This window comes from Lentzea sp. NPDC051213, assembly GCF_044455585.1.
Classification (GTDB): domain Bacteria; phylum Actinomycetota; class Actinomycetes; order Mycobacteriales; family Pseudonocardiaceae; genus Lentzea.
This window is the reverse complement of the sequence record NZ_JBITEX010000002.1, coordinates 505,699-531,817: the sequence shown is the minus strand read 5'-3', so window position 1 is coordinate 531,817 and position 26,119 is coordinate 505,699. Positions and strand designations below refer to the sequence as shown.

Genomic DNA, 26,119 nt, shown 5'->3' with positions numbered 1-26,119 from the left:
CGTAGATCTCCTGTTCCTACGGCACGGTGGGGAAAGGCCGTGCGAAACGGCGGACGTCGATGCCGCGGTCGGCGCAGAACTCGCGGAGTTCGCCGCAGATGCGCACCTCGCAGTGGGAAAGACCGGCGGGCGTCGCAGCGCCGAGCACCGTCATGATCGACTTGATCTGGTCGAGCCACGCCGAGATCTGCGTGATGAGGGCATCCGGCCCGCCCTCGAGCACCGTCTTGAGGAACGTGCCGGCCACGCCGACCGCGCTCGCACCGAGTGCCAGCGCGCGCACGACGTCGAGTGGATGCCGCACACCGCCGGAGGCGAACAGCGGCAGGCCGACATCGGACGCGTCCAGCAGGCAGGCGGGCGTGGACTGGCCCCAGTCGTCGACGTAGGCGTAGTCACCGGCCACGCGCCTGCCGTTCTCGATACGTGCGAAGTTCGTGCCACCACGGCCACCGACGTCCGCGACGGTGACGCCGGCCTTGCGCAGGGTCAGCACGGTGTCCCGGCTGAGCCCGAAGCCGACCTCCTTCACGAAGACAGGCACACCAACGCCTTCGACGATCTCCTCGATCCTCGGTCCCCACGCCGCGAACGACCGATCGCCCTCGGGCATCACGATCTCCTGGACGGCGTTGAGGTGGATCTGCAGCGCATCGGCCGCCAGCAGCTCGACCGCCTGCCGCGCCTGCTCCACGGTCGCGTTCGCGTTGACGTTGGCCATGATGAACCCGGCCGGGTTCTCGTCACGCAGCACCTTGAACGTGGGCGCGGTGGACGGGTCTTTCAAGTACGCGCTCATCGAGCCGCTCGCGACCGGGATTCCGGTCTCCCGCGCGGCGATGGCCAGATCCCGGTTGATGTCACCGGTTTTGGCGCTTCCGCCGGTCATCGCGTTGATGTAGAGCGGAGTTCCCCACTCTATGCCCGCGAACTGGGTGGTGAGCGACACGTCTTCCTGGTCGATGCCGGCCAGCGCGTGGTGGATGAACGTCACGTCGTCGAAGTCGTTGCCGCGGTCGGGCCGGTGTTGTTCGGCGGCGAGCCGGACGTGGTCGTTCTTGCGGTCAGAGATCACTGGTCTGCATCTCCCTCGCTGGTTCGGACACCTGGATCGGTAGTTGCACCACACCTGCGGTGAGCCATCGAGCCCGCATGCGGTCGATCACGAGCTGGCCTGGTTCCAGCAGAGCGATTCCGCAGTCACCGCCGCCCGCGCCGGACGGTTTGGCGGCCCCTCCCGCGTCCTCTGCCGCGTCGCACATCGCGGTCAGGCCGTCGGTGAAGATGCCCAGGTCTCCGTGACTGTCAGCTCCTGCCAGCAGTCGACGCGCCCGTCGGATGGCGTCGAGCACCGAGGTGTCATCGCCTCGTTCCAGCGCGTCCACCAACGCGGTCACGCAACCGTTGCTGCGGCGCACGAACTCGCGGTGAGCGGGGCTTCCGCGCCAGTTCCGCACCGTGCCGCTCGCGACCTTGTCCGAAGTGGACGCCGGATTACCGGTCCAGCCGACCTGCACCGCGAGACCGCGCGGTGGGGGCAGCGGCCGGACGCTGAAACCCGGCCACGGCGCCTGAAGCGCGTGCCTGAGACCTTTCCGCTGGGCGAGGTCGGCCACAGCAGCGCGGTCCGGTGCGCTGTAGACGATCCAACCGCCCCAAGTGCTCAGCGCGAGGTCACCACCGGAGGCACGCGCGTCGAGGCGGATCGAAGCCAGCAGCGCCAGCCGAAAGCGCTCCTCGGTGCAGAGCGACACGTGGCAGTACGCGAGCAGCGCGTCGATCGTCGCCACCGTGACCGCACCGCTGGAGCCCAGCCCGAACTTCACGCCGCGTTCGTGCAGTCCACTGTGGATCGAGAGCTGGACCGGAGGCATGGTGAGGTCCCACTCGGCCAGCAGTTCGCTCACGATCTCGACCGCGGCCACCACATGGGGCATGGGCCGGTTCATCAGGTCCGAGACGATCGTCAGGCCGTCACCGGCCGATGCGGCCGTGACGGTGACGGTGACCTGCCGGTCGACCGCGGCCAGGACCGCGGACGATCCCGGTTCGAGCACCGCGTACTCGCCCGCGACGAACAGCTTCCCCGGAGCGTGCCGGACGACGGTCCTGGTCACAGCTCCACCACCAGCCTGGCAGCGGGACCGACGCCCGCCACCATGGTCGGGCAGCCCGCTGCCGCGTCCACCGCCTCAGCGACGAGGGCGGCATCCGCGCGGTGGCAAAGGATTTTGACGTTCGGCCCGGCGTCCATCGTCGCGTAGGCGGACACACCTGCTCGCCGCAGCTCCAGCACAGCGTCGAGCACGGCGACCGTCGCGGGCGCGAAATACCGCACCGCCGGCCGTGCCGCCAGCATCGTGGCGTGCATTCCCAACGCGTTGCGCTCAGCGACCTCGCCGACCGTGTCGAGATCCGCGCGCGCCACGGCGTCCCGCATCTCTTTGAGATCAGCCGCCGCCGAGTCGACCCACGGCCGGAACAGCGGTGAAGTCTCGACCGTGCGCAGCATGGCGTCCCGGCTGTTCACCGCTTTGTGCGCGGTGTCGACCAGCGCGACCACCATGACCGGGTCGAACCCGACCGACGGCACCGGTTCCGCGTAAGAGCTCTCGTCGTCGTGCCCCGCGTGCCAGAGCGCGAAACCGCCGAAGATCGACCTCGACGCCGACCCCGACCCTCGACGCGCCAGCCGTGACAACACGGTCGCGTCCAGAGAGAGTCCGCAGGCGGCCGACGCCGCCATCGCCAGCGCGGCGAACCCGCTGGACGACGACGCGAGCCCGGCACCGGTCGGCACCGTGTTCACGCTGTGCACCACGGCTCGGCCGGTACGACCTGCGCGGGAGCGAACGAGGTCGAGAAATCCGGTGACGCGCCGGCGTGGTACGCCGGTGATCGGCACGCCGTCGAGCATCACCTCGTCCTCGCCCGCCTCGGCGCAGAAGCGGACCGTGGTGTTGGTCCAGAAGGCATCGAGGGTCATCGACAGGCTGCTGGTCCACGGCAGCACCAGCTCGGCGTCGCGCTTTCCCCAGTACTTCACCAGGGCGACGTTCACGTGGGCGATCGCGGTCGCCTGCACCTCATCGGTCATCGCGGGCGAACCTCCCCACGGGCACGGTCCAGGTGCGCACGGCGCCTGCGTCGCACAGCGCCCGGCTCACGCTCCACGCGACTTCCGGCCGGTCCACCAGCGTGACGATGCAGCCGCCGAGCCCGCCGCCGCTGATCTTGGCGCCGAGCGCTCCCGCCGACACCGCCGCGTCAGCCATCCCGTCGATCAACGACGTGCTCACGCCCAGATCGCGCAGCGCGGAGTGGCACTCGGTCATGCACTTGCCGAACCCGGTCGCGGTGCCTTCCGCGAGCTCCCACACAGCAGAGCGGACCAATGCGGAAACCGTGCCCACGAACCGCTCGCGCTCACCCGGCAGTACTTCGAAGGCGTTGCGCACCAAGCGGACCGCGTCCTTGGTCTGTCCCGCCACACCGCTGTCCGCGACGACGAACAGACCGTCGAACCCGATGCGCACCGGTTCCGCGGCACCGTTGTCGAAGAGCAGCGGGGAATCGGCGCCCGTGGTGATCGCATCCACACCGCTGGCCCGCCCGTGCGTGACGTTCTCGGCGATCTGCACCAGCTCGTACACTTCCCGCTGGTCCAGCTCGTGGCCGAGCAGGTCGGCCAGCGCGAGCACGGCCGCCCGTGCACACGCGGCACTGGAACCGAGGCCCCGGCCCGCCGGGATCCCCGATCGCAGCACCACCTCGATGCGCCGGCCATCATCGCCATCGGTCAGCGCCGTGGCGATCCGCTGCAGCCCCACGCTGAGGCAGGGCGTTGTCCCGTGCTGCCCTTCCATCAGGAACGAGGTCACGCCTGGTTCCGCGAACCGCGTGGCGAGCGCGGTCACCGTCAACTGCGGCACCGGAACGGCGAGTGCCGGGGAGCCGTGCAGGACAGCGTGCTCACCGAGCAGGATGACCTTGGCGTGGGCACTGCCGGTTCCCGACGCGACATGTGCTGTTGTCGCGGTCGTCGTCCCGCGTTGCGGAGTGGAGAGTTTCATAAGCGGTCCCACCTCACCGGTAAGCAGACGTAATGCAGGATCGGTCTACGAAAATGCGGGCTTTGCCCTCAACGCGAACCGCTCAGCCTGTTCGGGCTCATTCATACCCAGCTTCGAACAGGGCAGGTAGCAGTTGTTCCACGTGAAGGAACTTTGCGGAGAGTTCCACCCGACAGAACAGTCCGTGGACCATTCCGTCGTCGTCTCGACACACTCGCACCGGTCGTAATCGGAGTTGAGAACCAAGTCGAAGACGTGTCCGCGGAGGTCGCCAGATGACAGCGCAGATCGCAGCACAGCACGTGGTGCAGACCGGCACGACCACCCGCTCGGCCAAGGAGATCCTGGCGTGGAGCCGGAGGATCACGGACTCCGAGTTGCGTGCCGGCGTCGCACAGCTGCCGAGATCGATGCGGCGGATCGCCGGATATCACTTCGGGTGGTGGGACGCGGACGGCGAGCCGACACCCGGCACCGATCCGGGCAAGGCGGTCCGTCCGGCCCTGGTCCTGCTGGCCGCACAGGCGGTGGGCGGTGCGGCAGAGGTCGCCGTGCCTGCCGCGGTCGCGGTCGAACTCGTGCACAACTTCTCGTTGCTGCACGACGACGTGATGGACAACGACCCGGTGCGCAGGCACCGGCCGACGGCGTGGACGGTGTTCGGCGTCGCCGACGCGGTCCTCGCCGGTGACGCCCTGCAGGCGCTGGCGTCGCAGATGCTGGCCCCGAACGGTGCCCTCGCGGTCGAGGTGCTCAACCGGTGCGTGATCGAGCTCTGCCAGGGACAGTCGTCCGACGTCGAGTTCGAGCAGCGGGCCGAGGTCGGGCTGGAGGAGTGCTGCGAGATGGTCGCCGGCAAGACCGGCTCGTTGCTGGGCTGCGCGTGCATGCTCGGCGCGATCGTCGCGGGCGCGGACAGCGAGCGCACGAGGCTTTTCGGCTCGTTCGGCCGCCACATCGGCCTGGCGTTCCAGCTGATCGACGATCTGCTGGGCATCTGGGGTGATCCGGCGGTGACGGGCAAGCCCGTGCACTCGGACCTGGCCAACCGCAAGAAGTCCCTGCCGGTCGTGGCCGCACTCGCCACGAAGTCCGCGGCGGCGCGCGAGCTCGCCGAGCTGTACCGGCAACCCGGCCGGCTCGACGAAGCCCAGCTCGAGCGGGCGGCGGCGCTCGTCGATCAGACCGGCGCGCGGGAATGGGCTCGTACCAGGGCCGACCAGGAGATCGACCTGGCGATGGCCGACCTCGGCGCGGCCGGCTGCGATCCCCGTGCCGACGCGGAACTGCGCGAGCTGGCGATGCTGATCACCTCACGCGACCGCTGAAGCACACCCACCGACCAACCTCGTGAGCACTTGGCCACCAGGTGCTCACGAGGTTGTTCCACTGGCGGACAATCATTGGGACAGACTCGCGCTCACTTTTGCGGGCGGGCCATAACCTCCGGGAGATCTACTTGCTCCGGCACGGACACAATGCACCGGGAGCCAGCGTCACCCGTACAGAGGATTGATTTCCGCAGCACGCGACACCGGCTTTGCCACCCGAAAAGTCAAACCGTTCCAAACAATCGTGCCCGCATGAGCGTCTGATCGTTCCCGTCACCATTTTGGGGCGTAGGCGATGCTTTTGAACGCCTCACCCAGTACTGTGCGAGGAGTTTCAGATCGATGACGCACAGTGACGGAGACATACGAGGTGTACGACCTTCCTGCCGAGGTAACGAGCTTCGTTGGCCGTCAGGAGGAGCTGGCTGAGGTCCGCCGTTTGCTGTCAAGTGAACGGTTGCTGACCCTGACCGGACCTGGCGGGGTCGGTAAGACAAGACTCGCGCTGCGGACGGCGCGGCTTTCACATGACGACTTCCGTGACGGTGTGTGTCTGGTTCCGTTGGACGCCCTTCGGGATTCCGTGTTGCTGGCCCCGACAGTGGTCGTTGCCCTGGGGTTGCACGACAGTGCGCCGGATGCGATGGAACAGGTGCTGTCCTTTCTCCGGGACAAGGAGCTTCTCCTCGTCCTGGACAATTGCGAGCAGCTGGGTGAGGCATGCGGCCTGTTCGCGTCCGAGGTGCTGTCGTCGGCGCCGAACGTCCGGATCCTGGCCACCAGCCGGCACACCCTCGGTGTCCCCGGCGAAAGCCTGCTGACCGTCGACCCGATCGCGGTGCGGGGCATCCACGTCGTCCGGCCGGAGGACCGCGGTGACGCCGTGAAGCTGTTCGAGGACCGCGCGAAAGCGGTGTTGCCCAGCTTCGAGGTGGACGCGCAGAACCACGAACTCGTCACCCGCATCTGCACACGTCTGGACGGGATGCCACTGGCGGTCGAGCTCGCCGCGGTGTGGGTGCGAACGCTGACCCTGCGGTCGCTGCTGGACAGACTGGATGATCGCTTCAGCCTGCTGAGCAGAGGACGCCCGGCCACGCCGTCACGGCACCAGACGCTCAGGGCGGCCGTCGGATGGAGCTACGACCTGTGCACGCCGAGCGAGGCGCGCCTGTGGGCGTGGCTCTCGGTGTTCGCGGGCGGGTTCACGCTGGACGCCGCCGAGCAGGTCGGGACCTTTCCCGACGCCGACGGCACCGAGGACGTGCTGGATCTGGTCGCGAGCCTGGTGGACAAGTCGATACTGGTCAGGGACGGCGACAGCGTCACGACGCGGTACCGCATGCTCGAGATGATCCGCCAGTACGGGTTGCACGAACTCACCCTCCTCGGTGAGGAGACGCTGGCCCGCCAGCGCCACCTCGACTACTTCACGCGGATGGCCGAGGAAGCGGACCAGGAGTGGCTGGGACCCAACCAGCTGAACATCGCCGCGCGCACGCGGCGCGAGCACGCCAACCTGCGCGCCGCACTGGAGTTCAGCCTGGCCGACGGGACCAGGGTGACGGCGGGCGCCACCCTCGCCGCCAACCTGGAGTACTACTGGGTGAACTGCGGCCACTTCGGCGAATCCGCCACCTGGATGGACAGGCTGCTGCGACACCAGTTGCCCACCGATCTGCGGCTGCGCGTGCTGTGGATCAGCGTCTACGGAGCCACGGCACTGGGCTACATGGACAAGGCCGCCGCCACGTCGGTGGACGCGGTGGCGTTGGCACGAACCCACGGCGATCCGGTGTTGCTGGGCAACGCCCTGGCCGGGCAGGGCGGATCCGCGCTGGCGCAAGGGGACTACCTGCGCGCGGAGGAGATCTACTCGGAGTGCCTGGAGAGCTACGCGAGCGCCGGGCACGTCAGCTGCAACGTGATCCTCACCTATCTGGCCAAGGGGATGGCGGCCGGATTCAGGCATCAGGCCGACATCGCCGAAGAGATGGCGCTGCGGGCGATCGAGCTGGCCGAGGCGCACGGCGAGCGGTGCGTCAAGTCCTACGCCCTGTACACGTTGGCCCTGGCGGAATGGAGGACGGAGCGGCTGCCCGCGGCGTTGCAGCACGCACGCGCGGGGCTGGCCATAAAGCACCAGTTCGCCGACATACTGGGTCAGGCCCTCCTGGTGGAACTCTGCGCCTGGATCGTGGGAACCATCGGAGACAACCCCCTTGCCGCGACCCTGCTCGGCATCGCCGACCGGATCTGGTTCCGGGTCGGCGGGGCACCGATGCTCGACTCGGAGACGTGGCAGCAACCGCACCGCGAGTGCGAGAAGCAGGCTCGGGCCGCGTTGGGCGACAAGGCGTTCACCGCCGCGTTCGACAAGGGCGTCGCGTTGATGATCGACCTCCCGCACGCGATCGAGTTCGTGCTCGGCGCAGAAGCGACCGACGTGCGGCCGGAGGCACACGCGAGCGTGCTGACCAGGCGTGAGGCGCAGGTCGCGACCTTGGTGGCGGAGGGCGCGACCAACAAGGCGATCGCGTCGGAACTGCAGATCTCGCGGCGCACGGTCGAGGCCCACGTCGATCACATCCTCACCAAGCTCGGATTCTCCTCACGAACGCAGATCGCGGTGTGGATCGCCGACAACCGGTACCGGCCCGCCTGACGTTCCGGGTTCGAATTACCGATACCGACATGCGTCCTACAGCCTTCGGCTACGTACAAACCCGGATTGTGCGGTAATGCGTCCGCGGCAGATGGTTCTCTCCTGACCACAGTCCCTCCCGGACCAGGAAGCAGGCCATCATGACCAGTCGCGTCGTATTCGAACTCCGGACCGAAGCCGTGCTGTCGCTGGCCACGGCGCTCGAGATCGAGGACAGGGCGGAGGGTGAGGGCCTGTCCCCGTTCGACCGGATCACCTGCCGGCTGCACCGCCGCTGGATGCACGACTGCGTCGCTTCGCCGGCGCATGTCGTCGCGGTCGCGGGTTCCCGGTGGTGTGACGGCTGCGCGGCGGCCGCGACCGTGACGGTGGACCACCTGAGCTGCACGGTTGTCGTCTCCTGCTCCCGGTGCGGGTGCCATCTCGACGACGGACTGAACGAGCAGTTGCGCCGCGTGTGCCAGCGGAGTCTGGAAGTCAGCCGTTGGGGGCATTCTCACCAATACGGGTACGGCGAGCTGCTCAGCGCGTAACTGATTGTCCTTTACTGCCGAGTTTGTACTTACTCCATGTGGGTGGCGTGCGGAGTCCCCTCGCTGGTAATGGAGTTTTGTGCACCGCCGGTCTACGTATGTTCCTCGATTGTGGCCCGGTTTTCAGAAGCCGCATTGTGGTGGAGGAACGAGGACACGTTCGGAAGTGAGCCTCGGTCCGTCGCGCCAAGAAGGAGTAAGGAATGGCTCACCAGCCTGAGCTGCAGCGGTCTATCGACAAGGCCTTGATGGTGTTGGTCGGGCTCCAGGACATGCACTGTGGTGCTCGGCTCTCGGAGCTGACCAGGCGAACCGGACTGGCGAAGTCCACGGTCCACCGGCTGCTCGGCGCCCTGGTGGACTTCGGTCTGGTGTCCCGCAACGGGAACATCTACCAGGCGGCCACGTCCTGTCAGGGCAGCTGTTCCAGCGTCGATGCCGAACGGCGGAATCTGCTGAACGACCTCGCCCCGTTCCTGGTGGACCTGGCGGCGCGGACCGGCCTCACGGCGAGCCTGGCCGTCCTGCACGGGACGGACGTCGTCTTCACCCACCGGGTGTACGGCCATCAGGGTGTGCGGACCCCGACGGACGACACCGGTCGTGCGCCCGCGTACCGCACCTCCGCCGGACAACTGCTGCTGGCGTACGACAGCCAGACGGCGCGACACCTGATCGACGCCTGGGGGGCGGCCACCGAGAAGGAGTCGCGCCTGACCCTGCAGCTGCTGGCGATCAGGCGGCAGCACTTCGCGATGAACACCACCGACAACGGTGGCCTGTGCGTCGCCGTGCCGCTGCACCGCCGCCCGGACATGCCGAACGTGGCCTTCACGCTCAAGGGCAAGGCGGGCACCGTCGAACCGGACGCGCTCCTCGGTTACATGCGTGCCGTGGTGTCCCGAGCCGTGAACATGGTCATCAAGACCCCTGCGGCGACGGCGCTGGTCGCCTGACAGCTGTTGCCTGCATCGAGAGCCTTCCTCCACGGGAAGGCTCTCGATGCTTTTGTGGCACATGCTTTGTGGCACAACGAGAAGAGCTGAGGGTCGTGAGTGGCGAACCACTCACGACCCTCAGCTGACGGAGTCCTACCTGGCGGTGATGGTCATGGGCAGGTCCGCGAAGTGGGTGGTGATCCGGTGCAGGCGCTCAGGCTTCGCACCGGGCGCCACGGTCAGCTTCCACTTCGACAGCACCGTGGCCGTGACGGTGGTCAGTTCACTCCACGCGAAGGCGTTGCCGATGCAGATGCGACTGCCGGAACCGAACGGGATGTACGAACCCTTCGGCAGATCCCTGGCCGGCCTGCTCACCCACCGGTCGGGGTCGAACCGCTCGGGGTCGGGGTAGACCTCCGGGTTCCGGTGCAACGCCGGAATGCTGTACATGAGCTCCGTACGTGCCGGAAGTTCGGTCTCTCCCAGCACCATCTCCTTGGTCGTGCGCCGGCTGAACCAGTCCGCCGGGATGTCGAGCCGCAGCACCTCGCTCAACATGTTGAGCGTGTACGGGAGCTTCTTCATGTCGTCGTACTCGATGGGCCTCCCGGCGAGGTGGCCGTCGATCTCGGCGGCCACCTTCCGGTCCACCTCCGGGTTCTCGGAGATCCGGTAGAACACCGATGCCAGCACACTGCTCGTCGTCTCCGCGGCGGCGAGGACCAGTGTCACCAGTTCGTCGCGCACCTGCTCGTCGGTCATGCCCTGACCGTTCTCGTCACGGGCGGCGAGCAGGGCGGTCAGCATGTCTCCGCGGTCGGTGTCGTCGGCCCGGTACGCCTCGATGATCGTCCCGATCGCGTCGCGGATCCGCTGTTCGGCGCGGGTAATGCGGCGCAGGGCCGGCACCGGCAGCTTGCAGACGACGTCCGGCAGCACCGTGCGGGCGACCACGCCCTTCAGGATGATCGGCAGGCACTCCCGCACGGTGTCGACGGCAGTGGCACAGAGATCCGTGTTGAACAGGGTCTCCACGCCGATGCCCAGTGACAGCTCATCGGTCATCCGCTGCACGTCGATGACGTCGCCCGACTGCCACCCGGCCATCATGTCCTCGGTCCTGCGCCGCATGATCCCGACGTAGTCCGCGATCCTCTTGCTGCTGAAGCCCGGCTGCATCAGCCGGCGCTGGCGCCGGTTGAACGCACCTTCCGACGTCAGCAGGCCGTTGCCGACGGTCCGGCGCAGCATGTCGAAGAGCCTGCCCTTGTCGTAGCCCGCCGAGTCCGTCACGAGCATCTGGTGCGCGAGCCGGGGACTGGTGACGACGAAGGTCTGCACCGGGCCCAGGTACACCTTCACCAGTTCGCCGATCTCGGACAACGAGGTCAGAAAACCGATGGGGTCCTTGCGGAACGCCAACGCGTGCCCGATCACCGGCAGCCGCCCCGGCGCCACCGGCACCGCATCAGCGGTGGCGGTGGCGATGGCCGTTGCTGTCATTGCAACCTCGATTTCGTCAGGAGGAGGCTGAGCCGAGCCGGTCCCACCACCAGGCGACGGACGCGATCGGCAGCGGAGCGGGATCGAGGGCCACCGGTTCGGGGCCCAGTTCGTCGGGGAAGTCGGCGCCGGCCTCGAGATCGCGGTAGCGCACCGTGGTCAGGCCCCAGTCGAGGTGCCCGCGGATCCAGGAGGACAGACCGGCGAGGTACATCCGCAGTTCCGGGCTGGCGGTCGCGTGGACCTGGCGGTGCAACCTCATGTACAGCCACAGCACCCGCTCGCGCATGTCCACCGCGGCGGCCACCGCCTCGTCGAGGGACAGGCCGCGATCGTGCACGAGCACGGTGACCAGGTTGTGGTCGGCACCGCCGCGCATGACCTCCTTGTGGTACGTCAGCAGGTCGTTGTCCCAGCCGACCAGCGTGCACACCATCTCGTTGAGCGCCCAGACATCCGGGTGCTCCAACTCGTCGGTCGGCAGCTCGTAGCCGTCCGCCACGTCCATCAGCATCAGGCACGGTTTGACGGCGCCGCTGTGGATCCGTTGCGCGACATAGGTGTCGAGGTCGGGAACGGCACCCTGCAGTCGCTGGACCGCGGCCGCGGCGTTGGCCATGAAGTAGAGCTGCATGGACGACGCCCAGCGGGTGACCTGAAGAGGGGACGCGTTCGCCAGCAACTGCTCGCGAAGGTCCGAAAGCGATGCCAGGAACGGGTTGTCCCACGGCTCGGACGACGAGGCCTCCGCGACCCGGGTCAGGTCGGACAGCTGAAGGATGTGCTGGTCGACCCGCTGGCGACCTTCGACCTCGTCGCACTCCATGTCGTCGTAGGCCCAGAGCCAGAACAGCAGGTTGCTGGCTGCCTGCAACGCGGGCCCTTTCGGTGCCCGCGGCATGACGTAGCCCGGCAGATAGCCGGGATTCATGGCGGCGTACCGATCCCAGCCCGAGCCGTCGGCGAACGCCACGAACCGGGAGATCCACGACAGACCCTCGCGGTTCAGGTCCTCGACATCAGGGTGCAGGGCTGACGGAATGGGGCAGTACAAAGGGGGAATTTGCAACGCCGGAGCAGTGGTCATGGGGCCGTCTCGCTTTCCTCTGCGCGGTGAGCCGATTCGGAGCCTGTCTCCATCTCGTGCGCAGGTCAAAGAACAGTTCCGGCCCCTGGAACATGCGGACAGACCGTCCGAAGTGGAATTGAAGGTGGCAGCGCTGCTCCCCCGAACGGCGCCGCCACCTTCCCCCCGATCGTGGATCCCCCTCGTCCACGGCGCAGAGCTTGCCAGGGTGAACCTGAAGGGACGCTGAACGATCCTGAACCGAATTTCAGGACGCGATCATGATCGATGCGGCAGGCTGCCCCCATGCGCGTGCTCGTGGTGGAGGATGATCCCCGTCTCGCCGACCTGCTCACCCGCGGCCTGACCGCCGAGGGGTTCGCCGTCGACGTGGAGCGCACCGGCACGGACGGGCTGTGGCGGGCGAGGGAACACCCGTACGACGTGATCGTCCTGGACATCATGCTGCCCGGTCTCAACGGTTACCGGGTCTGCCAGGAGCTCCGCGGCGCGGGCGTGTGGACGCCCATCCTGATGCTCACCGCGAAAGACGGCGAGTTCGACGAGGCCGAGGGCCTCGACACCGGCGCGGACGACTACCTCACCAAGCCGTTCTCCTACGTGGTGCTCGTGGCCCGGCTGAGGGCGCTCGCCCGGCGGTCGCGCACCGCCCAGCCGGTGTTGCTGCGGGCCGGCGACCTGGTGCTCGATCCGGTCAGCCGGGAATGCCACCGCGGGACCACGCGGATCGACCTGAAGGCGAAGGAGTTCTCGGTGCTGAACTTCCTGCTCAGGCACGCGGGCGAGGTCGTCACCAAGTCGGAGATCATCGACGGGGTGTGGGACGCGGCGCACGACCCCGACCCCAACCTGGTCGAGGTCTACATCAGCGCGCTCCGCCGCAAGATCGACACCCCGTTCGACCGGCGGAGCATCACCACGGTGCGCGGCGTCGGCTACCGGCTGGTGGATCGATGAAATCCTTGCAGGTCAAAGTGACCGTGCTGGCCACGGTGATCACCGCGGTGCTGATCGGCCTCGCCGGGGCACTGATGCTGGTGTCACAACGCCAGCAGATCGCCACCCAGACCGCGGACAGCTCGCGGGTGCACTACATGTGTTCCAGCGGCAGGTGCGTCCAGCTGGACACGCGGACGGCGGTCGTCACGCCGGGCGTGTCGGTCCGGTACGCGAGCACCGAGCTGCAGCCGGACCTGTCGCTGTGGCCGTTCACCTACCTCGGCGCGACCCCCTACCAGGTGGTCGGAGAAGGGCCGCCACTCAACACCGAGGAGGCGCAGGCGATCGTCTTCCAGGCACAGCGGCAGCTGAACAGCGCGACGCTGACCCTGTTCGGCGTGCTCGTCTCGATCACCGTGCTGGTGTCGGTCACGGTGCTGGCCGCGGCCAGCCGGGTGCTGCAGCCGGTGGAGGCGATGCGGGCCGAGGTGGCCGAGATCAACGAGCACAACCTCACCCGGCGCGTCCCGGTGCCGTCCTCCGACAACGAGATCGCCCGGCTGGGCGCCACGCTGAACGAGACCCTCGACCGGATGCACCGCACCGTCGAGGACACCCGCCGGTTCGTCGCGGACGCGTCGCACGAGCTGCGCAGCCCGCTGGCCGCGCTGCGGGCCGAGCTGGAGATCGCGCTGTCACATCCGCACCTGGCGGACTGGCCCACCGTGGTGAAGGCGGCGCTGGAGGACGCCGAACGGCTGCAGGAGCTCACCACGGACCTGTTGCTGCTGGCCAGGTTGGACGCCGACGCACTGGACAAACAGGACACCATCGACCTCACCTCCGTGGTGCGGCGGGAAGTCTCCCGCCGGGGGATGGTCACCCTGGAGGCCGACGACCACGTGCTCGTTCCGGGGCGGCGGGCCCAGCTGTCGCGGCTGCTCGGCAACCTGCTGGACAACGCCGAGTGCCACGCGGGCACCGCGGTGATCGTGCGCCTGCGCGGCGGGCCTTGCGCGACGCTCGAGGTCATCGACGACGGTCCCGGCATCCCCGAGGCGGACCGCGAGCGCGTCTTCGACCGGTTCACCAGGCTCGACGAGGCCCGCACCCGCGCCGCGGGCGGCGCCGGTCTCGGGCTCGCGATCGCCCGCCGCATCGCCACCAGGCACCACGGCACGCTCGAGGCCACCGACGCCGACGGATTCCGCGGAATCCGTTTCGTGGCAACGATTCCGACCGGTATCCCGCAACCGAGGAATGCCGCCGTCGTGGCGCAGCAGCGCAGGGGTGACGAGGTGTGGCAGTTCCTCAACGGCTCGATCATCTCGACACACGGCCACCTCCCCGAACCACGCCCGGTGCCCGAGCCGGAGCTGGAGTGGGATCTCATCTTCGGCGACCACCCGCCGATCTCGGCCTCGGGTACCGTCCAGCCGCAACGCCTCGCCCGATGGGGTTAAGGTGGTGCCGCATCAGTCACGGCTGGTACTCGACGACGAGGGTGGTCAGGGTGGAACGACCGGTGTGGGCGGGTCCGGAGATCGACCTGGACAGGCCGAGCGCGGCCCGGATCTACGACGCCCACCTGGGCGGGTTTCACAACTTCCAGGTCGACCGCGAAGCCGCCGCGAAGATCGCCGCGTTCATGCCGGAGCTGCCCGACATCCTGCGGGCCAACCGGTCGTTCCTGCGCCGGGCGGTCCGCGAGCTGATCGATCTGGGCGTCACGCAGTTCCTCGATCTCGGCTCGGGCATCCCGACGGTGGGCAACGTGCACGAGATCGCCTGGAAGGCGAATCCCGACTGCCGGATCGTCTACGTCGACCTCGATCCGGTCGCTGTGTCGCACAGCCGCGCGATCCTCGGCGGCATCGGCCAGGCCACGGCGTTGCGGGGCGATCTGCGCCGGCCGAAGGACATTCTCTCCAACCCGGAAACGCAGCGGCTGCTGGACTTCTCGCAGCCGATCGCGGTGCTGATGTTCGCGGTGCTGCACTTCGTGCCGGACGAGGACGACCCGGCCGGCATCATTCGCCAGTACCTCGACGCGACGGTGCCCGGCAGCTACCTGGCCATCTCGCACGCCAGCCTGGAGGGTTCGGAGCCGGAGAAGGCGCAGGAGGCCACGCAGCAGTTCCGGCGCAGCGTCACCGAGTTCTCGATGCGCACGCGCGCCGAGATCACCGGTCTGTTCGACGGGCTGGACCTGATCGATCCGGGTGTGGTCTACCTGCCGGAGTGGCGTCCGGATCCCGGCGACGAGATCGGTGACCCGCGGCGGGCGTCCACGTTCGCGGGTGTGGCTCGCAAACGCGGCTGAGCGCCTGCCGCCGTTCGTGGTCGGAACCGCGGTGGGCAACCGAGTCGATTGCCCACCGCGGAACAGTCATCCGTTGTAGCGGAACACGTACAGACCGAAGTCGCGGTCACTCCCGAGCACGTACTTCTGCCCGTGCTCGTCCTTCCACACCTCGACACCCCAGAAGTTGTTGCCTCCCTGGTCGATGAAGGCGCCGACCTCGCGGATGCCGTTCTTGCCGTACTCCACCACGCGGAATCCGCCCGAGTAGTAGGAGATGTAGGCGATCTTGCTGTCGTCCGGGTCCATCGCGACCTCGTGCACCGACAGGTCACCGAAGCCGCGGGCGTAGGCCGGGTCCTGCGCCTCGGGGATCGAGTAGGTGTCGATCTGCTTGATCGACCCGCTCTTGCCGCGCTGGCTGGGAATGTCCACACCGAAGAGCCGGACGTAGCCCCAGCCGTCGAAGACGGCCTTGATCGTCGTGCTGGTGGCGGACGCTCCCGCCGGTGTCCCGGTCGTGCAGGCGTTCGCGTCGGTCACACCCGCGACGCCGAGCAGCTTCAAGCCCGCGGCCCGGTTGGCGAAGAAGTACGGGATGTCACCGGAGGCGAGCATGGTGAGCTGTTCCATGCAGTCGTCCCGGTGGTTCTGGAACACGATGCCCGCCGTGTAACCCTTGGCGACGATGTTGTCGAGCTTGACCTGGAACGTGCAGGTGCCGCGCTCGACGAGCGCCGTGCCGGTGCCGGCCGCGATGGTCGCGGGATCGCAGGCGTCCCCGACGAACGTGACCGGGCCGCTGATCGTGGTGTTCTCGTCGACCGGCTTGGTGTCGACGGCCGGTGTCGCCGTGTACGCGGTTCCCGCGTACGGCCCGGAGTCGATCTTCGCTTGCACGGTGAACGGGTTGAAGTCCTCGTCGGTGCCGAGCAGGAACTTCCTGTTCGGCGAGAGCTCGGACTGGTGGGCGTTGCCCTCCGGGGCGATCTGGTGGCCCCGCGCCTGCTGTTCCTCGTCCAGCACGGCGTAGTCGCTCTCGGCGATCAGCGTGACCTTGCCCGGCCGCGGGTCGGTGACGTCCAGCAGGACGTAGCCGCCGTCCCAGTAGTTCATGTTCATCACGTACCGCTGGCCGACCTTCGTGATCATCATGTCGTGGCTGAAGACGGCCGTCAGGTTGTTCGGTGCCGCCTGGTCGACGCCGAACAGCGCGGTGAGGTCGAGTTCGTCGTTGACCATCACCGGGTGGTACGGGTCGGTGATGTCCATGATGTCCACGTCGACGAGCTCTTCGTCGTCGACCAGGACCACGTAAGTGCGCTTGTCGAAGTTGTTGGTCCACATCCGCATGCTGTGCGTCTGGTTCGGCGACCCCTCGAGTGCGCCGTCAGGCGCGGTGAAGTCGCCGGTGTGCAGCGCGACCGGCTTCGGGTGCCGCGGGTCGGTGACGTCCCAGAGGGAGATGCCGCCCAGATTCGGCTCCGCCGGCGTCGCGCCGGGGCAGGTCTCGTTCTGGTGGGCGAGCAGATCGCCCTTGAAGAAGCCGTTGTCGATGCGCTCGACCTGAATGCCCTCACCGGCGTACGAGCCGTCACTGGTGGGGATGAACGCGCTGGTGACCTCGGCCGGGTGCGCCGGGTCGGAGATGTCCATGACGTGCACACCGGTCTTCTCGCACGTCGGCTCGCGGAACGCGGTCAGGTAGGCGTAGTCGCCGAACGCGGTGACGTCCGCGAGGCGCCCGGTGTTGCCAGCCCCGGACGGGTTGGTCACCTCGCCCCTGCCGACGAGCGTGACGTTGCGGTTGACCGGCGGGAGATGGCCCTCGTCGCCGTTGTGCTGCTTGTAGACGCCGTCGGCGACGCCTTCGCCGGGAAAGTCCTCGCGGCCACCACCGTGGTCGGGATGGGCCGTCGCGAGCCCCACAGCGAACCCGCTGAGTACCAGCGTGGTCACGCTGAGCAGGGAAATGCGTTGTCTTCGTTGACTCCGCATGGGTTGCCTCCGGGAGTAGGGCGTTCCCCCAGCGGGCGCACCCTACGTCCGGATTGCGGCATTCGGAAGATGCCGTTGGTCCCTGTGCCTCACTCTCCGTCTAGATGTGGTGCCCGAAAGCGCGATCGAGGACGTCGCGGGAAACGGCGGTGCCGAGCCGATGCCCGTCCGTGGTGGCGAAGCGGTAGTGCACCCCGGCCCAGATCCTCGCCTGGTCCAGTTCGGCCATGGCCTGGGAGAGGCTGCGGTAGTGGCGGGTGGTGCCGGAGTCGGCGCTGTGGGCGCTGAAGGACAGGTCGTCGCGGCCGAAGTACGTGCGGAGGGCGGTCGTGGTGGCCGCGGTGAAGCAGGCGTGCCCGGAGGGGTACTCCGGTGACGGCGCGGTGGTCCGCAGCGGGGTCCAGGCCGGATCGGCGACGGTGGCCGGGTTGCCGTCGGTGTCGGCGAGCGGGATCGCCGTCACCGGACGCCAGAAGCTCCAGCGCTTCTTCTCCTGGTAGCAGGCGATGAGCGTGTCGGCGGCGGCGAGGTCCACCATCGCGAACATGCGGGCCGTCTGCAGCGTGCCGAGCCGGTGGGTCGTGGCGAGTTGCCGTTTGATCGACCACTCCACCAACCGCGGGTCGTCCCACCAGATCGCCGCCTCGGTCTGGTCTGGGGTGCGCGTCGTGCTGGTGGCCGAGCCGAGGGCCTTGACCTCGTTCAGGTCGCGGGCGTAGGCGGCGCTGGTCAGGGCGGGCTGCCCAGGGGTGCGGTAGCGGCCGGGTTCGATGACGAACGGCTTCAGCGTGGCGTACCAGGCGCCGACCTGGAGGAAGCCCGGCGGCGTCGGCCGCCACTGGCCCGGCGCGCTGCCGACGGGCCAGGTCGCGTCGGAGAACGCGCCGTCGTTGCGCCGGGCGTTGATCATGGCGGTGGCCGTGGCCTGGCCTACGGCGATGCCGCCGCGCTCGGAGGGGCCGTCGGGGATCGCGGCGAGCGCCTCGTCGTACTGCTTGCGCAGGGCGTCGGCCTGGGCGGGGAACAGCCAGACGAGCGTGCGGTAGGCCGCGGTGGCGACGGCCGCCGGAGTCGAGTCGCCGGGCCGGCTGCGCGGGGCGATCAGGTACGGCTTGTACGGGGTGCCGGCGATCGCGTTGACCGCGTCGTACACCGCGCCCTGGGCTATCGCGAAGCTGCGCGCGGACGCGGTCGGCGACTGCCTTGCGACCTCGAAGATGGCCGTCTGGGCGTGGATGTTCCAGGTGATCACGGCGTTCGGGGCGGCCTCTTCGGCCTGTGCCGCGGTGGCGGTCACTGGCACGGTCGCGGAAAGCACGGTCAGGAAAGCTGCTGCGCACAATCCGCGGAATTTTCCGGGCTCGCGAATACGACTTGTCATGGAATCCCCCAGTGGCTGATCAGTGCCGGTTCCCACGAAGGTTCCCAGTATCCAGCTGCGGTGACGTGTGGGCAACAAGCCTTGCCGCGTAAGTACTTACTCCGAACGCTCCCCGCCTCGATGTTCCGTAGTGTGGCGTTCATGTGATGGGGGTGGTCATGGCCAGAATTGCTGTCATCGGTGACGTCGGAGGGCACGCGGACCAGCTACGACAGGTGCTGCAGGAGCTGAAAGCCGGGAACGGGCAGCTGCCGCCCGATCTGACCGTGATCCAGGTCGGCGACCTGGTCGACCGCGGCCCGGACAGCCTCGGCGTCCTCGACACCGTCGCACCACTTCTCACCGGACGCTGGGTGCAACTCGCAGGCAACCACGAGTCGCAGTACCTGCCCGGCTCGACCGTCTTCTGGCCCGAGCCCCTCCCCCACCGTGGCGTGGAAACGCTGCGCGAGTGGTGGGCCGACGGACGAATGCAGGTCGCCGCAGCCGTCACGGCAAATGGCGACGAATACTTGCTGACCCACGCAGGGCTGACGCTCGCGGCCTGGCAGCAGCTGGGCGAGCCGGCATCGGTCGCAAGAGCGGCAGACCTGCTCAACGAACGCCCTGAGCTGATCTGGCACGTCGGTGCGCACGCCCGCGACGAAGAAGCAGGCCCGCTGTGGGCGGAGTCCGGTGCCGCACTGCACGAACCGTGGATGCGCTACGAGGGCATCGTCCAGTTCGGCCAGATCCACGGCCACTCCACGATCGTGCACTTCGGCCAGCAACGCTGGCGCTGCGACGGCCGGATCCGTCAGCGCGCCACCGCCGACTGGCACGCACGCCACGTCCGGGTGCGCGTCGGCGGACGGATGTTCATCGGCGTCGACCCCGGCCACGGCCGTACAGGCGCCACCAGCTGGCAGCCGCTGCTCCTCGACAACGCCGAAATCCACGCGATGCCCGCACGAGCCTGAGTCAGTGCAACCGCGATGGGGCCCGGCGGCGCTGAACGTCCGCCGGGCCCTCCCCGCTCACCCGAGCAGATGACTCATCGACCGGTTCATCACCTCGTTCCGCGCCGCAACACTGCTGATGCCCTCGAAACCGAACCCGAAGTACAGCGTGTCGGCGGTCTTCACCACAGCACCTTCCGGGAAGCCGGCAGCGGTCGTGCGGGTGAAGTCGTTGCCGTTCGGGGCACTCCCAGAGGGCGAACCCGAGACGACCCAACCGTCCAAACCGGACTCGAACGACGTCGAGCCCTCACTGGTCGACACGGTGATGTCGTCGATGAACACACCCAGCCCCTGCACGGCCCAGTCGCTCGCGTAGGCGATGGAGACCTCCACCTGGCCACCCGCGTAGGCGGCAAGGTCGACGTTCCACTGCTGCCAGCCGCCGGAGCCGCCGGACGCCGCGTTCCAGACGCCGCTGGAACCGGTGGGTGAGCAGGTGCCGTCGGCGTTGAGGGTCTGGTAGTGGTCGAGCTGCGGATGCAGGTCCCGCCAGCCCGCCAGGCAGCTGTCGCCGGGAGCCGACGTGGTGTGCCCGTTGATGTCGGGCAGCGTCGTCCAGTTGGTGCCACCGGCGGTGCGGGCCTCGACGAACACGTGGTCCCACGCGGGTTCGGTGTCGAAGGACGTCCAGAACGACATCTGGGCGCCGCCCGCGGGAACGGTGATCGTGCGCGTCAGCCGCTTGTACGTCACGTCGCTGATCTGCGAGTACATGTAGAACTCGCCGGTGTGCGGCGCGAACGGCCCGCCCGGGCGATCCCACGCGGCGGCGACGTTGCTGGTGAACTGCGGGTACTGGTTGACCGGCAGCAGGCCGCTCGTCGTCAGGAACGACGCCGTGTGGTCCTGGTTCTGCGCGCTTGCCAGCCCGTTGAGGTCCCACGTGAGTCCGGTGTACGGAGTCGCGACCCCGTTGACGCCGAACGTGTCGCCGTTGTCGTCCTGGCCCGTGCCCTCGTTGATGATCGACGCACCGAACCAGTACTCGATGACGTCGTTCACGTTGTCGCCGGAACCGGAGAGCGGACGGCAGCGCAGCGCGACGTCGGGCAGCGTGCTGCACTGCTTGTTCTCGAACGGGTCGTAGAGCTGCGTGCCGTGCCCGGTGGCGTACTGGTGCCCGGCGAACTTGCCGGTGTAGAGCACCTTTCCGCCCTCGTTCAGGTAGTCGCGGACCTCGAGCAGCTCGGTCTGCGCCAGGCTGGACGCGTTGCCGCCGCCCCAGCCGGGTTCCCGCGTGATGATGTCGTCGCCGGTGTACCAGACGACGGCGCGGTAGTGGCTGAGCACGCCGAGCGCGTCGGGTGCCTTGCGGCCGTTGGCATCCACGTCGTAGACGTCGTGGCTGACGTTGTTGGCCGTGAGGGCGTCGGTGTAGTACGACAGGTACTTCGGTGCCGTCACGCCGGGCATCGCGGGCGATGCGCCGGTGTAGTCCTCGGCGGCGAGGACGAGCACGTCGTCACCGGTCTCGGAGACGGCGCTGTAGGTGAACGAACCGCTTGTCTGGCCGCCACCCTCGAACCACACCTTGACCTGGTCACCGGGGCTCGTTCCGGTCACCGTGCCGCGGACAACGTGGTAGTAGTTCGCGTTGCCGGTGCCGTAGCGCTCACCGCCGGTCCACTCGGTCGTCGGCGCGCTCTGCACCGGCCCGTTGCCGATCTGCCACTTCGCGGTGACCGCGCCGAGCGACTTCTTGGCCAGCACGCGGACTTCCTGCGGATCGCCGTAGGACACGTCGAACGTGAAGTCCAACATGGACAGTGGGCCGTTCTCCTGGTCCAGTTCGGCCTGGTCGAGGTAGAACGGCTTGACCTCGACGCCGACCGCGGACTTCGGGTTGGCCGGGTCGAGCGCGGACCTGGCGAGCGACATCGAGAACGGCAGCGTCTTCTGGAACTCCGCCTCGACGAGCGCCTCGTCGTCGGGGAAGACGAAGCCGCAGCCCTCGCAGCCTTCGCTGAGCTCGGGGACGAACGCCACGGTTCCGTTGCGGGCGTCAGCGTAGTCGGTGGTCTCGCCGTTCGTCACGTACAGCTCGTCGGAGCTGATCCCGGGGTCGAACCCGGCGATCGCGGGCTTGGCGTCGGTGCCGGCGAGCGCGACGTAGATCGGGTTGTCGGCCTCGGGCGATCCGGTCTGCCAGCCCTGCGGGTAGAGGATCCACTGACCGGCGGAGTGCCAGTTGGACTGGAACTTCGGCTTGATCCGGTTCAGCAGTCCCTGCATCGCCTTGGTCTCCGGCTCGGAAGCCGCGCTCGGCCCGCGGTAGGTGTCGCTCGCGGTCGCCGAGGACGAGCCCTCGTTGTCGTAGTTGAAGTGCTCGTCGAAGTTGCGGTTCGGGTCGACGCCGTCGCCGAGGTTGACCTGCCCGTTGCCGTCGTTGTCGCGCAGGTTCTTGCGCCACAAGCGTTCCGCGTCGAACGTGTACTCGTAGCCGTCCGGGTTCGCGACGAGCACGAACCACAGCTCGGTGTCCTTGAGGAGGTTCTTCATCTCCGGGTCGTTCGCCTTGAACCTGTTCACGACGTGGTTCAGCAACCGTCGGTTCACCTCGGTGCTGATCCACTCACGCGCGTGCTGCGTCGACGAGTAGAGAACCGCGGGCCTGCTCCCGTCCTGCTGCCCGTTGGCGCCCTGCGTCACCTTGACCGCGATGATCTCGCGCCCCTGCCCGGTCTTGCCGAGCACCTCGAGCTTGACCAGGTTGCGGTTGTTGCGCGCCAAGGCGTAGAGCTGGTCGCGAATCCCGCCGGCCTCGTCGAAGGACCGCCAGACGGTGAACCCGTTGGCGGCCTGCTCGGTCGCGAGCTGCTTGGCGCTCTTGCCGTCCTTGTTCTTCTTGACCTTCGCGTCGATGCCGCGCCGGCTGAGCTCCTTCTGCTGGCTGCCGGCGAGCACCAGCTCCACCTCGACCTTGTCACCGCTGGCCTTGCTCTCGGTGATGTCGAAGCCCTGTCTGGAAAGCTCACCGGCCTGTTCTCCGGTCACCTGGGCGACGTAGACGTCCAGCGGATCGTTGCTCGGCGCGGCCACGGCGGGCGACACCACCACGCCGCCGATGACGAGGGCCAATGCTGACAGGAAAGTCGCGGACCGCTTCATTGCGTTCCTCCGGCACGTGCGTGGTCGACGCAAGACCAGAGCGACGCTACGCCGTTCGGGCGTTACACAGACGGGGCCTTTCGGCCCTATCCGTTGCCCTGAAAGCACTCCTGTACGTGACCGATCGGACGCACGGCGTGACGCGGGCGCCCCAACCTGGGGCGCCCGCCTCCTCTCAGTGCCTGCCCCAGCCCGGCACGGTGCCGTCCACCGTCACCTCGAACTGGTCGTACTTCGCCATCAGGGTCAGCAGCTCGTCCTCGGTGGGCTTGTTGCCGTCCGCGTACATCTCGGCGAGGCCCCGGAAGTACTCCTCGCGGTTGAGCGCGGGGGTGAAGATGATGAGCATCGTCGCCTGGTCCTTGTAGGGATTGTGGAACCCGTGCGACACCCCCATCGGGACGTTCACGTAGGTCCCCGGCGGTGCGGCGAACGACTTGCCGTCGAGGTGGAGCTCCACCATGCCGTGCAGGACGTAGAACGCCTCCAGCTGTTCGTTGTGGACGTGCGGCGAGGCGCCGGGTGCTCCTGGGTCCATCCGGTGCTCGTACAGGCCGAGCTTCCCGTCCGTCTCGCTGCCCTGGGCCTTGAAGGTGGTGTGGGTGGTCGTGCCGATCTGCACCGACTCGCCCTCGCCGGGCAGCAGGATGCGGGACAACTGCGTCATGTCAGTTCACTCCTCGTTGATGGCTGCGTGCGTCTCGCCGCTGTCGGTGCTGGAGTCGGTGTTGGAGTCGGTGTTGGAGTTGTCCTGGTTGAACCACGAGAGGTACCGCTCGCCCGTGTCGGGGAAGACGGTCACCAAGTTCTTGCCCGCGTACTCGGGCCGCGAGGAGAGCACCCGGCAGGCGTGCGCCGCCGCGCCGGAGGAGACGCCGACGAGCAGCCCCGCCGTCCGGGCGAGTTCCCGCGCCGTGCTGTAGGCGTCCTCGTTGGACACCGTCAGGACGTCGTCGATCAGGTCGACGTCGGTCGTCGGCGCGACGAAACCGCCGTTGAGGCCGGGGATGCGGTGCAGACCGCCCCACCCCTGGCTGAGGACCGGGGAACCCTCAGGCTCCACCGCGACCACGCGAACCGCGGGGTTGCGTTCCTTCAGGTAGCGCGCGGTGCCGCTGAGCGTGCCGCCGGTGCCGACACCGCAGACGAAGACGTCCACCTCGCCGTCGGTGTCGTTCCAGATCTCCGGCCCGGTCGTGGCGTAGTGCGCCGCCACGTTGTCCGAGTTCTCGTGCTGGCAGGCGAACCACGACCCCGGCCGCTCGCGGTGGATCTCCTCGGCCTTGGCGATCGCCGCGACGTACCCCTCCTGGTACGGGGTCAGCACGATCTCCGCGCCGAACGCGCGCAGCAGTTGGAGGCGTTCGCTGGTCGCGCTGTCCGGCAGGACGATCACGCACCTGTACCCGCGGGCGGCGGCGATCGCGGCGAGCGAGATGCCGGTGTTGCCCGAGGTCGCCTCGACGATGGTGCCCGAGCCCCTGGTCAGCTCACCGCGCTGTTCCGCGCCGTTGACCATGTAGAGCGCGGCACGGTCTTTCACGCTGGACAGGGGGTTGGCCATCTCCAGCTTGGCGTAGAGGGTCGCGCTGGTCACGCCGAGATCGAGCCGGACGGTGGGCGTGCCGCCGATCAGGTCCGCGATCGTCTGGGCCGGTGGCCGTCTGGTGAGGGTGTCCACGGGTGCTCCGATCGGTTGGGTGTCACCAGGTGGGGAAGACGGCCGGCGCGCCCTTGTGCCGCAGCGCCGTGGTCGCGACGGGGTGACGTGCCCTGGCCGCCTTCACCACGCCGCGGGTCGACCTCAAGGCCGGCACGGAGAACGGCGCCAGGACGCGCGAGTCCGCGGGAACGTCGCGGATGACGAGCGCCTGAGCGCCCACCACGGAGTCGTGGCCGATGGTGATCGGGCCGAGCAGCGTCGCGTTGGCGCCGACGACGACCCGGTCGCCGAGCTTCGGGTGCCGGCGTGAGCCCTCCGGCCGCTGGTTGTCGTGCCACCACCCGACCGCGCCGAGCGTCACCTGGTGGAAGATCGTGACGTCGTCGCCGATGATGACCGTCTCGCCGATCACCACACCCGCGCCGTGGTCGATGAAGAAACCGCGGCCGATCTGCGCACCGGGGTGGATCTCGATGCCACCGGTCAGCAGCCTGGCGATGACCATGACCAACCGGGCGCCGCGCCGGTGACCCCGCAGGTGCAACCAGTGCGACACGCGATACCCCCAGATCGCGATCACCGTCGGGTGCAGCAACGCCTCGCTGCGCGACTCGATGGACGGGTCCCGGTCCAGCACCATGTCGAGGTCCGCGGTGATCGCGCGGAGCAACGCCCGTGGGCTCACCTGACCGCTCCCGCGTTCTCCTTGCGGAGCTGTCCGAGCCTGTTCTCCGCGTAGGCCACGCCGACGAGCACGACCAGGCCGCCGGCCAGGAGGTTCCACGTGACGGGCTCACCGAGGAACAGCACGCTGAGGAGCACCGCGAACACCGGCACCACGTAGTTGACCGCCGACGCGGTGGTGGCACCGACGTCGCCGATCAGGCGGAAGTAGAGGACGTAGGCCAGGCCGGTGCTGAGCAGCCCGAGGAGCACGATGCTGAACAGCACCGGGACGGTGACGTCGGGGGTGCGCCAGCCGAGGAACGGGGTGACCACCGCCTGCAGCACCGCCGCCGAGACGAGCTGCGACGCGGCCAGTGACAGCGGGGCCAGGCCGAGCGGCGAGAGGAACTTCCGGACGTACACGAACCCGATCGCGTAGCTCACGGCCGCGCCGAAGCAGGCCAGCCGCCCGCTGAGCGAACCGAGCGACTCGTGCCACGGGCCGATCAGCAGCACCACGCCGATGAAGCCGAGCGCCAGGCCGATCCCCTTGCGCGGGGTCGCGCGCTCGGTCGGCAGGGCGGCCGTGGCGAGCGCGAGCGTCAGCAGCGGGGTGGCGCCGATCAGGACTCCCGCGATCCCGGCGCCGGTGGTCTTCTCCCCGTAGGACAGCAGCAGGAACGGGATCACGTTCCCGAACAGGCCGGCGGCGGCGATGTGGCCCCAGACTTCGACGGACCGCGGCAGGGCGACCTTGCGGATGGCCGCGATCGAGAGCAGCACGGCCGCGCCCAGAATGAGTCTGCTGAGCACGAGTTGCCCCGGTGTCAGACCTTCGAGGGACACCTTGATGAAGGTGAAGCTGCTGCCCCACAGCAGCGCCAGCAGCAGGAAGCGGGCGACGGATGCCTTGTCCATTGCTTCTCGA

The 26,119-nt window shown here is 68.3% G+C and carries 21 protein-coding genes; 8 read left to right on the top strand and 13 right to left on the bottom strand.

Annotated features, from left to right (window positions below):
• Window positions 1–16 precede the first annotated feature (16 nt).
• Genes fni through mvk form a run of 4 tightly spaced genes read right to left on the bottom strand, consistent with a single transcriptional unit; the run spans window position 17 to window position 4,073 of the window.
• Complete coding sequence (gene fni, locus ACIA8G_RS09225; RefSeq protein ID WP_396417842.1) at window positions 17–1,075, bottom strand: type 2 isopentenyl-diphosphate Delta-isomerase; 1,059 nt, start codon at window positions 1,073–1,075, stop codon at window positions 17–19.
• Complete coding sequence (locus tag ACIA8G_RS09220) at window positions 1,065–2,117, bottom strand: phosphomevalonate kinase (RefSeq protein WP_396417841.1); 1,053 nt, start codon at window positions 2,115–2,117, stop codon at window positions 1,065–1,067. Before ACIA8G_RS09220 ends, fni begins: the two co-directional genes overlap by 11 nt.
• Complete coding sequence (mvaD, locus tag ACIA8G_RS09215) at window positions 2,114–3,097, bottom strand: diphosphomevalonate decarboxylase (protein WP_396417840.1); 984 nt, start codon at window positions 3,095–3,097, stop codon at window positions 2,114–2,116. The genes ACIA8G_RS09220 and mvaD overlap by 4 nt, the downstream gene beginning before the upstream one ends.
• A complete protein-coding gene (gene mvk, locus ACIA8G_RS09210; RefSeq protein WP_396417839.1) occupies window positions 3,087–4,073 on the bottom strand; it encodes a mevalonate kinase in 987 nt (328 codons plus the stop codon). The genes mvaD and mvk overlap by 11 nt, the downstream gene beginning before the upstream one ends.
• A 275-nt stretch (window positions 4,074–4,348) precedes the next feature.
• On the opposite strand from mvk, the gene ACIA8G_RS09205 reads away from it, so the two are divergent.
• From ACIA8G_RS09205 to ACIA8G_RS09190, 4 genes are all read left to right on the top strand, one after another.
• Window positions 4,349–5,401, top strand: a complete 1,053-nt coding sequence (locus ACIA8G_RS09205; protein WP_396417838.1) for a family 2 encapsulin nanocompartment cargo protein polyprenyl transferase — start codon at window positions 4,349–4,351, stop codon at window positions 5,399–5,401.
• 655 nt (window positions 5,402–6,056) lie between these two features.
• Entirely contained in the window at window positions 6,057–8,069 is a 2,013-nt protein-coding gene (locus ACIA8G_RS09200) for an ATP-binding protein (protein ID WP_396417837.1), read from the top strand.
• Between the two features lie 140 nt (window positions 8,070–8,209).
• Window positions 8,210–8,602 (top strand): hypothetical protein, encoded by a 393-nt coding sequence (locus ACIA8G_RS09195; protein ID WP_396417836.1) that lies wholly within the window; start codon window positions 8,210–8,212, stop codon window positions 8,600–8,602.
• A 203-nt stretch (window positions 8,603–8,805) separates the two neighbouring features.
• Window positions 8,806–9,558, top strand: a complete 753-nt coding sequence (locus tag ACIA8G_RS09190; RefSeq protein ID WP_396417835.1) for an IclR family transcriptional regulator — start codon at window positions 8,806–8,808, stop codon at window positions 9,556–9,558.
• Between the two features lie 135 nt (window positions 9,559–9,693).
• Here ACIA8G_RS09190 and ACIA8G_RS09185 read toward each other — a convergent pair whose 3' ends face one another.
• Window positions 9,694–11,046, bottom strand: coding sequence for a cytochrome P450 (locus ACIA8G_RS09185; protein WP_396417834.1), 1,353 nt, complete (start codon window positions 11,044–11,046; stop codon window positions 9,694–9,696).
• A gap of 16 nt (window positions 11,047–11,062) precedes the next feature.
• Window positions 11,063–12,133, bottom strand: coding sequence for a hypothetical protein (locus tag ACIA8G_RS09180; protein ID WP_396417833.1), 1,071 nt, complete (start codon window positions 12,131–12,133; stop codon window positions 11,063–11,065).
• A gap of 285 nt (window positions 12,134–12,418) precedes the next feature.
• Between ACIA8G_RS09180 and ACIA8G_RS09175 the strand changes: the two genes are divergently transcribed.
• The 3 genes from ACIA8G_RS09175 to ACIA8G_RS09165 are packed head-to-tail and all read left to right on the top strand — an operon-like array spanning window position 12,419 to window position 15,395.
• On the top strand, window positions 12,419–13,090 hold the full coding sequence (locus ACIA8G_RS09175; protein ID WP_396417832.1) for a response regulator: 672 nt from the start codon (window positions 12,419–12,421) through the stop codon (window positions 13,088–13,090).
• Window positions 13,087–14,535 (top strand): sensor histidine kinase, encoded by a 1,449-nt coding sequence (locus ACIA8G_RS09170; RefSeq protein ID WP_396417831.1) that lies wholly within the window; start codon window positions 13,087–13,089, stop codon window positions 14,533–14,535. The genes ACIA8G_RS09175 and ACIA8G_RS09170 overlap by 4 nt, the downstream gene beginning before the upstream one ends.
• Window positions 14,536–14,585: 50 nt before the next feature.
• The gene (locus ACIA8G_RS09165) at window positions 14,586–15,395 is read left to right on the top strand and encodes an SAM-dependent methyltransferase (protein ID WP_396417830.1); all 810 of its coding nucleotides are present in this window, start codon (window positions 14,586–14,588) and stop codon (window positions 15,393–15,395) included.
• 66 nt (window positions 15,396–15,461) lie between these two features.
• On the opposite strand, the gene ACIA8G_RS09160 is transcribed toward ACIA8G_RS09165, so the two are convergent.
• Together ACIA8G_RS09160 and ACIA8G_RS09155 are read right to left on the bottom strand one after the other, a co-directional pair.
• Window positions 15,462–17,333 carry a PA domain-containing protein gene (locus ACIA8G_RS09160; RefSeq protein ID WP_396417829.1) on the bottom strand — a complete coding sequence of 624 codons (1,872 nt, stop codon included), beginning with the start codon at window positions 17,331–17,333 and terminating at the stop codon, window positions 15,462–15,464.
• Between the two features lie 139 nt (window positions 17,334–17,472).
• On the bottom strand, window positions 17,473–18,675 hold the full coding sequence (locus ACIA8G_RS09155) for a vanadium-dependent haloperoxidase (RefSeq protein WP_396417828.1): 1,203 nt from the start codon (window positions 18,673–18,675) through the stop codon (window positions 17,473–17,475).
• Window positions 18,676–18,911: 236 nt separating this feature from the next.
• Here ACIA8G_RS09155 and ACIA8G_RS09150 point away from each other — a divergent pair, with 236 nt between their 5' ends.
• Window positions 18,912–19,712 (top strand): metallophosphoesterase, encoded by an 801-nt coding sequence (locus ACIA8G_RS09150; protein ID WP_396417827.1) that lies wholly within the window; start codon window positions 18,912–18,914, stop codon window positions 19,710–19,712.
• Between the two features lie 57 nt (window positions 19,713–19,769).
• Here ACIA8G_RS09150 and ACIA8G_RS09145 read toward each other — a convergent pair whose 3' ends face one another.
• The 5 genes from ACIA8G_RS09145 to ACIA8G_RS09125 form a co-directional block, all read right to left on the bottom strand.
• Entirely contained in the window at window positions 19,770–22,862 is a 3,093-nt protein-coding gene (locus ACIA8G_RS09145; RefSeq protein ID WP_396417826.1) for a M14 family zinc carboxypeptidase, read from the bottom strand.
• A 175-nt stretch (window positions 22,863–23,037) separates the two neighbouring features.
• Complete coding sequence (locus ACIA8G_RS09140; RefSeq protein WP_396417825.1) at window positions 23,038–23,529, bottom strand: cupin domain-containing protein; 492 nt, start codon at window positions 23,527–23,529, stop codon at window positions 23,038–23,040.
• A 6-nt stretch (window positions 23,530–23,535) separates the two neighbouring features.
• Window positions 23,536–24,543 carry a cysteine synthase A gene (gene cysK / locus ACIA8G_RS09135; protein ID WP_396417824.1) on the bottom strand — a complete coding sequence of 336 codons (1,008 nt, stop codon included), beginning with the start codon at window positions 24,541–24,543 and terminating at the stop codon, window positions 23,536–23,538.
• Between the two features lie 22 nt (window positions 24,544–24,565).
• The gene (gene epsC, locus ACIA8G_RS09130) at window positions 24,566–25,210 is read right to left on the bottom strand and encodes a serine O-acetyltransferase EpsC (protein ID WP_396417823.1); all 645 of its coding nucleotides are present in this window, start codon (window positions 25,208–25,210) and stop codon (window positions 24,566–24,568) included.
• Complete coding sequence (locus tag ACIA8G_RS09125; protein ID WP_396417822.1) at window positions 25,207–26,109, bottom strand: DMT family transporter; 903 nt, start codon at window positions 26,107–26,109, stop codon at window positions 25,207–25,209. Before ACIA8G_RS09125 ends, epsC begins: the two co-directional genes overlap by 4 nt.
• Between the last annotated feature and the right edge of the window lie 10 nt (window positions 26,110–26,119).